The organism is Streptomyces sp. UW30 (assembly GCF_008042075.1).
GTDB lineage: Bacteria > Actinomycetota > Actinomycetes > Streptomycetales > Streptomycetaceae > Streptomyces.
This window is the reverse complement of sequence record NZ_RDBN01000057.1, coordinates 1-7,240: the sequence shown is the minus strand read 5'-3', so window position 1 is coordinate 7,240 and position 7,240 is coordinate 1. Positions and strand designations below refer to the sequence as shown.

Genomic DNA, 7,240 nt, shown 5'->3' with positions numbered 1-7,240 from the left:
GCAGAAGACGACTTCGATGCCTACTTCGACGACGAACCCGACGAGCCCGACGAGCCCGACGACAGCGGGGTGCATGGGGGGCTGCCCCGGGACGGGCGGCGGCCCGGCCTGCATCGGGGGTTGGCCGAGGGCCTGCATCGGCGGCTGCCCCGGAGCCTGCGGGGGGCCGAACCCCGGTGGCTGCTGCGGCGGGGCGGGCTGGTTGTACGGGTTGTTGGGGGCCTGCGGTGGCTGTGAAGGCTGCGGTGGTGGTTGGAACGGCGGCTGACTCATTGAATTCCCCGGAGTGAACTGACTGGAGAAGCAAGCTATCAGTGAGATCAGGAGGGGGCCGTCGGAGTCGGAGCGGGCGGCGTGAAAGGTGCGGTCTGCCAGCGGTTCGACCTGTACGCACCCACCTCGCCAAGATCTCCGGAGCCGAGGTGTGAGCCGAGGCCGGTGCCACAGGCCGGCGCACGAGCACCACGCAGAGGAACGGGACAGCACTGAAGACGGACGCCAGCGGTGAGCGGAACCTGCGGAAGATCGGGCGCGTCGGCGAGGGCGAAGTCTGCGTCGATTTCCCAGACGGCGTCTTCGATGTGCTGCGCTGCCGGAACAGATGTTCTTCGTCCTGGTTCTCCAGAGTCCGGAATTCCGTATACATCGCAGGCGCTTCGTAGCGACCCGGATTCGCCCGGTCGCGCGCGGAATGCGTCGCCGAGTAGCCGGGCCCGTCCGTCAGACCCGGTCGTCGAAGTTGTAGTCCTCGAAGACCCTTTGCCAGCCCTGTGTCCGGAAGGCCTGAGGGTCGATGCGGTTCAGCCAGTGACGTACATCCGTCTCCGTGTCCTCGATCGACCAGTCGGAGGCGAACCACCAGTAGTAGAGGCGGACCATGGCGACGAACTGGCTGAGACTGCTTCCGGCCAGCGCGTCGTCGATCCCGGACGAACCGTCCTGCAGCACGCTCCCGTCACGGCCGTCGAGGAGGAGTCGCGCACCTTGCCAGCTGCCGAGGGAGAAGTACGTGGACTCCGCCTCGGCCGGCTTACCGACCGGCTCGGCAACAGGGCGCAGGCCCGTGTCCGCAAGGCCGGTGGTGTCGAGTTCGAGGAAGCCGGTGACACAGGGGAAGCCAATTGTGGAGAGGAACGGTTGACCGCCGCAGCTCCCCAGACGTCCGTCAGCCAATCGGTCGTGGGGGTCAGGGCCACGGCCGGCAGGTCCGCCGGAGCGAGCTTCGTGCCTGTGCCCACCAGACACTTGAGGAGGCCTGGTGCGGGTTCCTGTGCGGCGCTCTGATTGATCTCGACAACGCACACACCGTCGGTGGAGGCCAGAGCGATGAGATGGCCCGAGCGCACGCCTCGACGGATGTACTCGGGCATGCGGGGCAGATCCACTTCGCCGCCGACGGCTCCGGCAGGGCGCCATCCTCGAGGCCCCTGATCCGCCTGCGTCGTGCCGGACGCGTCCGTGGGTTCGCCGGGCTCGGGTCGGGGCGCGCCCGTGGTCAGGTCCCAGGTGCCGATGTGGTCGCGGCGGGTGCGGGCTGTGACCAGGTCGCCGGTCGGTGTATGCACGATGTGGAGCGTCCGGACGACGGGGCGCTTGACCAGTGCGTCCGTGCTGAACATGCCGGCACCGACGCCTTCGGCCCAGAGCGTCCGCCAGGGCAGGGCCACGGGCCCGGCCGCCGTTGGGAGCCTATCGGCGGCTGCTTCCTCCGTCGGCCCGGCCTGCATCAGGGTCAGGTGCAACAGCGCCAGCCACTCACCCTGGGACGAAGGCCGAACACCACGGCGCGCCAGGTAATGGAGGCGGGTCGCGGCACTTCCCTGCGGGATGGGCAGTCCATGAAACGCGGCCTCGAACGCCTCGAAGAGCGACTCGTGGCCGACCACGGCGACTGCCGCGGTGTCCTCGAGGAACGCGTCGAACCGGCCGGCCGCCGCCGCGTGGCCGGCCAGGGCGCGACCGGCGTACCAGCGCGTCGCCTCGGAGGCGTCTGCGGCCGACAGCGCGGTGACTGCGCGTGCGTGACATGACCTGGCCTCCTCGGCAGGCATCTCCGTACGCAGTTGCCGGGCCATTGCCTCCTGCTTGAAGGAGGCGAGGGGAGCGCCCGCCCCGTCGTCCGTTCGATGGATCCAGTCCCCGGCAGCCGCGTCGCCGAGCAGTGACTCGAGTCGGGACTCCGGGACGTCCCGGCCGAGGGCCGAACAGAGCAGAGACCACACGGACATGGGAACGAAGCGGTGCTCGGCCAACGCCAGCGCACGGAGGGCGGACGACAAGGTCGCATCCTCGTCCGGCTCCGCGAAGGCGGGCATGCCCTCGAAGCCCCCCTGCAGCGTCAGATGCCGTCCGCCCAACTCGGCGGCCCTGCCCTGAGCATCGTCGACTTCAACCAGCAAGCGCATTCGCAGCCCGCGCCGATGGTGCTCGATCAGCGCCCGTGCCACCTGATCGAGCACACGCTCCGGTTCGCGCGAGGTGCGCATCCGGCCCGCCCACTGCGTGTTCGCGAGTACGACCACGGGGTCGTCGCTGACCTGGCCGGCCACGGCGGCGAAGTTGCCCTTGAAGAAGTCCGTGGCGGCGATGCCAAGGGCCGCCGCCACGTCCCGGGCCACCTCCTCCGCGGACCTGCCGGCGCAGTCGACGTGGGCCGCGGCCGGATGGCAGGCAACGACCTCGCGCAGCAGCGCCGTTCTGCCGCTGCCCGTGCGTCCCCCGATCCACAGCCAGGCGCTGGTGTCGCGAGGCCGGTCGATCCACCGCAGCGCACGGTTCAGCGCTAGTTCTGCTGTGACTTCATCCGGGTTCGGGGTGGTACTCATGCGTCAGGTCATTCCTACGTGCCCCTTGGCGGCGCCGGTCCTCGTTGAGGCGGGGGGGGGTAAGTACGAGCGGGTCATCGGTCGGTCAAGGGAGATCGGTCAGTCGGTGGTTCGCAGTGCAGCAGTCCAGAAAGTGGTGGCTGTGTCTGCGTCGTCGAGGTCAGGCAGTCTGTCCTCCAGATCGTCTCTGATCGCGACGCGCTCGGTACGGCTCCCCGCCGCGGCCAGCATGCACCGGGCCACAAGGTAGTGCTGGAGCAGGTCGATGAACGCGGCCAGGGTGCCGGCGATCAACACGGCGCTGGTTTCCTGCACCCCGCTGTCGTCGGGCTCGTCGGGCTCGTCGGGTTCGTCGTCGAAGTAGGCATCGAAGTCGTCTTCTGCGCTGCTCCAGTCGTCCGCACCGAACAGGACGACCTGCCCCGTTCCGCCGTGCAGGACCAGGACACCGGCACCCCACGTACCGATCCTGTAGTACGCGCCTGGGACGGCGTCTGCCGGCAGGTCGCCAGGGTCGAGCGGGGACAGACCCACTTCGTCCAGAGCCTGGAGCCGGATTGCGGCGCCTTCGAAGGCGGGCAGTCCGACGTCCGTGAGAATGCGGCGTGCCTCGGCATCCGTCACCCCCTCGGGCAGCAGGCCGGTGGGCAGGCGACGTACGACGCCCGGTTCGAAGAGGTCGGGGTCGTACGAGCCTTGGCGCCGTGCTGTCCCGCGGTGCAGTGCCGGGAGGAAACCGGAGTCGTCGAAGAGCGGCTCCCCGTGCACCTTGCTGAGGCGCGGACTTACGGCGGGGTCGTGGAGCTCGACCGCGAAAATGCCGCCGAGCCCCGTCACGATCAGGAGGTCCCCGACCCTCACCTGATCCGACACGAAGGGGGGTTCCAGGGTGTCGAACACGGTCAGATCGTCCCAGTCGGGTGTGACGTTGCGTTCCATGTCGGTGGGCCAGAGCGGCTCGCGCCGCCCTGGTGCCGGCATCGCTTCCGGCCAGGGGCCGGCCAGCTCCTCGCCGGTTTCGGCGTCCCAGGTTCGGTATCGCCCGTCCCATTCCCCCGGAGCGGAAACGGCGTGCCGGTCAGGGAGGTAGTCCTCGGGGGCGATGACCGGGTCCCCCAGTGGACCGGGCCGAACGTACGCGGCGTTCAGGGCGCCCGGCGGCCGCCAGTGGGCCCAGCGCACCTGCCAGGGCAGCGGCTGGCCGGACGAGGCGATCTGGGCGGCGGTCTCCGTATCGCCACGCACGGTACTCATCAGGTGCAGCCACGATGCCCATTCGCCCTGGGACAGGGAATCGACGCCGCACATCCACAAGTTGACCGCGTCCCCGGCCGGGGACGCGCCGTCCACGACATACGAGTCGTCGGCGTGGGCCGCGTCGATCAGGGCGACTTGATCGAGACGGGCAACGAGGCGGCCGGAGCGCTGAACGGAGTCGAACTCGCCGGCCTGCACGGCGTGCATCGCCAGTCCTTGTGTCAGGTACTCGCCGGTCGGCGCTGCCGCGGGCTGATCGCGCAGCCATGCGACCAGCTCCACATTCACGGCTCGTACGACCTCGGCATCGGTGGTCAGACGCAGCGTCTCGGCATGGCGCTCGTCACGGAAGCGGACCCAGCCGTCGCCCTCCACCTCGAGCAGGTCGCCAGAAGCCTCCAGCGTTGCGGCGACATCCGGAGACCGGCCCACCTGGGACGCCAGCGCCTGGGCGAGGGCGGTCCACACAGGCATGGGAGCACGACGGACCTCGGCCAGTGCGAGTGCACGCAACGCTTCGGTGTCTGTGCCGTCGGGCAGGTGCCCCACAGCCTCTTCGGAACTGCTCGGCTGCAGCGCCACGACCAAGTGATCGTGTGCCAACCGGACATCCGGCAGGTCCCGTTCGATCACAACCTTGAGACCGCCGCCAACGGCCAGTTCACCGGTGAAGCGGTGCACCATGCGCTCGGGCTCAGTGGAGCGCCGAGTACGGCCCGCACGGTGGGCATTGACGATGATGACCAACCCGCCACCGAGCGGGGAGTCTTCAAGCTCGAATCCCCAGTCCGCCCGCTTCTCCGGCAGAGCCGTGAACCCAGCAGCCGTCATGACCCGATCGATGAGGTCCTCACAGGTCAGCCCGGTGGCATCCACGAGCACCGCCTCGCTGCGAGCTTCACTCAGCCGCAACAGTGTCTCTGTCCGTCCGGACCCAGGAGGGCCGGTCAGCTCGGCCACTTGGTGGGTCCCGCTGCCCGACCAATCCAGGAGCTCGGCCAGGGCTTGTTCGGGTGACACGGGTGACACGGGTGGAGGGGTGGGTGTCTGCTGGCTCATCGCTGAATCTGCTGGCTTTCGGTGAGTTCACACAGGGACGGGCTAAAACTTTGCCCCGTAACGATCATGCGGGGCGGAGTCGCGACTGGCAGTCGACCGGCTGCGGAGTCAGGCGAGGCCGGTTGCCCATGCCGTCAGCGTGGCGAAGTCGTCGATGGCAAGGCCGCGGCGTGGGTCGATCCGGTGCAGTAGGGCGGGGCCGTCGTGGTGTTCCTTCACCCAGGTACGATCCGCCTCTGTGATCTCGTCGTCGACCCAGGCGAACGCACGGCCCTTCGCCCAGGCGACGATCTCAGGCGTCTTCCAGAACACACCAGCCCGCGGCTCGGGCCGCGGCGAGGGCCAGGCAATGAAGGGCAGCTCGGGCAATCCCAGGACTGGTGCGACGAACGCGTTGGCTTCTTCCTCCCACGTTGTCGCCCACACCAGGTCGAAGGGAAGCGCCTCCAGCGCCGGGCCGTGTTCCGGGTTGAGCCACACCCGCAGCGGCTTCACGGGCTTGTTCGGCAGCCCCCACTCGGTTAACCGGCGCCGCTCGGCGGCCTCCCAGCGAGGCGTCAGCAAGCGGTGCGTCTGATAGCCGCCGGGCCGACGGTGCGGCTTCGCGGCATACGGGTTCAGCGGTCCGTCCACATCCACCATCAGCACAGGGCGCAACGGCTCATCCCCCTCGGTTCTGCGTGGCACCGTACCGGCCGGTGACGAGACCGCCCAACAGGATTCTGGCAAGTGCCGACCTGCCTAACGCTGGGCCCCGGCTAGTGGGGTGATCTTGACGTGCCAGCAGTGATCACGGCGTCACAGCCGTCCTGGACAGGCCCGTTCACGGGGCTGAGCCCGCGCTGCTTCGGCAAGCCGGTGACCGCCCTGCGCCGTGAGGGAGCGGACGCGGACCGTCGCGGCCGGCCGTGGAGCCTGTCTGTGGAGTACCGCGTCCTGCTCGGGGTCGATACGAGCGAGCTACGACCTCCGGTCGACTTCCTAGGCTGAGTTCACGCCCACGCGTGGACTGCCGCCGGGCGGTCGAGAGAGGCTGAGCTGGGAACGGCCGGGCCGGTGGTGGGGCAGCCCGCCGTGTCGAGGTCTATGGATGCCTACAGGTAAATGAATTCGTCGGTGTCCGTGACGTGCCCCCAGTTTCTGGTGGCTGCCGCGGCGGGGTCGATGCCCGCCAGCCAGGACCTGAGCTCGTCGATGAGGTCGTCACCGTCGAGGCCGCCGCTCGTGCTGTAGGCCAGCATGTACTTCCACTGCAGGCACACCATCGCGCTGAACTGGGCCAGGGAGGAGCCGGCCAGGGGGTCGCCGGGCCGCTCGTCGTCGACCGCGCCCTCCTTCGACTGTCGCAGTACGCGGCCGGTGGGGCCGTCGAGGAGCAGGATGCCGCCGATCCAGGTGCCCAGTTCGTAGAACGGACCGTCTCCCACGGGCGTTTCGAACTCCTTGGTGCCTTCCCAGTTGTGCTCGGCGAAGCCGGTGCCTGCGAGATTGTGGGTGCTGAGACTGAGGAAGTCGTTGACGGCAGGGAAGCCGACCTCGGTGAGGAAACGACGGGTCGGCTCGTGCGTCAGGCCGGCGGGCAGTTCCTCCTCGGTCAGGAGAGGGGCGATGTCCGCATCGAACACGTCGAGTACGAGGTCGCGGGTGGGGCGGCAGGCGGCCTCGTCGAACGGGCGCGGCGTGACCTTTGCGTACCGGCTGATGGCAGGGAGTGCGGGCAGCGGGTTGGCTTCGATGTACTCCGGGTCGGGCTCGATCGCATAGATCCCTCGGCTTCCGCCGAGCACGACCAGATCGCCGGCGCAGGCCACGTCCTTGACCTTGGGCGCTTGGATCACGCGCAGTGTGGAGGGATCACCGACGGCTGCCGCGCGGACCAAGTTCCAGGAGGCTTCGGCCCCCCAGCGGGCCGGCGCCTGGGGTGTGGGCGGGGCTTCCTCGATGAACGGCCCCTTGGCCCCGATGAATTGCCCCGTGGCTGCGAGGAGCCGGCCGGTGGCAGCGTGCCAGGTCTGCTCGAGACGGTCCTGGGTGCGACTGGTCACGGTGGTGCCGTCTGCCTCGGCCCGCAGCTTTTCGACGACGTCGATCTGGGGCGG

General features: G+C 69.1%; 6 protein-coding genes and 1 pseudogene. 3 read left to right on the top strand and 4 right to left on the bottom strand.

Going from position 1 to position 7,240, the window contains the following annotated elements; genetic code table 11:
* The coding region (locus tag EAO75_RS46800) for a hypothetical protein (protein ID WP_222724027.1) at positions 1 to 237 on the top strand (237 nt) is incomplete at its 5' end.
* A 483-nt stretch (positions 238 to 720) separates the two neighbouring features.
* Here EAO75_RS46800 and EAO75_RS48815 read toward each other — a convergent pair.
* Positions 721 to 1,416: an SUKH-4 family immunity protein gene (locus EAO75_RS48815; RefSeq protein ID WP_148000674.1), complete on the bottom strand. Its 696-nt coding sequence runs from the start codon at positions 1,414 to 1,416 to the stop codon at positions 721 to 723.
* A gap of 824 nt (positions 1,417 to 2,240) precedes the next feature.
* On the opposite strand from EAO75_RS48815, the gene EAO75_RS48810 reads away from it, so the two are divergent.
* A complete protein-coding gene (locus tag EAO75_RS48810) occupies positions 2,241 to 2,786 on the top strand; it encodes a hypothetical protein (protein WP_187284837.1) in 546 nt (181 codons plus the stop codon).
* A gap of 138 nt (positions 2,787 to 2,924) precedes the next feature.
* On the opposite strand, the gene EAO75_RS43480 is transcribed toward EAO75_RS48810, so the two are convergent.
* Both EAO75_RS43480 and EAO75_RS43475 read right to left on the bottom strand, forming a co-directional pair.
* The gene (locus EAO75_RS43480; RefSeq protein ID WP_187284836.1) at positions 2,925 to 5,042 is read right to left on the bottom strand and encodes an SUKH-4 family immunity protein; all 2,118 of its coding nucleotides are present in this window, start codon (positions 5,040 to 5,042) and stop codon (positions 2,925 to 2,927) included.
* Between the two features lie 207 nt (positions 5,043 to 5,249).
* The gene (locus tag EAO75_RS43475) at positions 5,250 to 5,783 is read right to left on the bottom strand and encodes a hypothetical protein (RefSeq protein ID WP_148000671.1); all 534 of its coding nucleotides are present in this window, start codon (positions 5,781 to 5,783) and stop codon (positions 5,250 to 5,252) included.
* Positions 5,784 to 5,918: 135 nt separating this feature from the next.
* Here EAO75_RS43475 and EAO75_RS43470 point away from each other — a divergent pair.
* A pseudogene (locus tag EAO75_RS43470) lies at positions 5,919 to 6,083 on the top strand (IS5/IS1182 family transposase); the annotation flags it as partial.
* Positions 6,084 to 6,235: 152 nt separating this feature from the next.
* Here EAO75_RS43470 and EAO75_RS43465 read toward each other — a convergent pair.
* Positions 6,236 to 7,240 (bottom strand): SUKH-4 family immunity protein (locus EAO75_RS43465; RefSeq protein WP_187284835.1); only part of this gene is annotated, 1,005 nt, incomplete at its 5' end.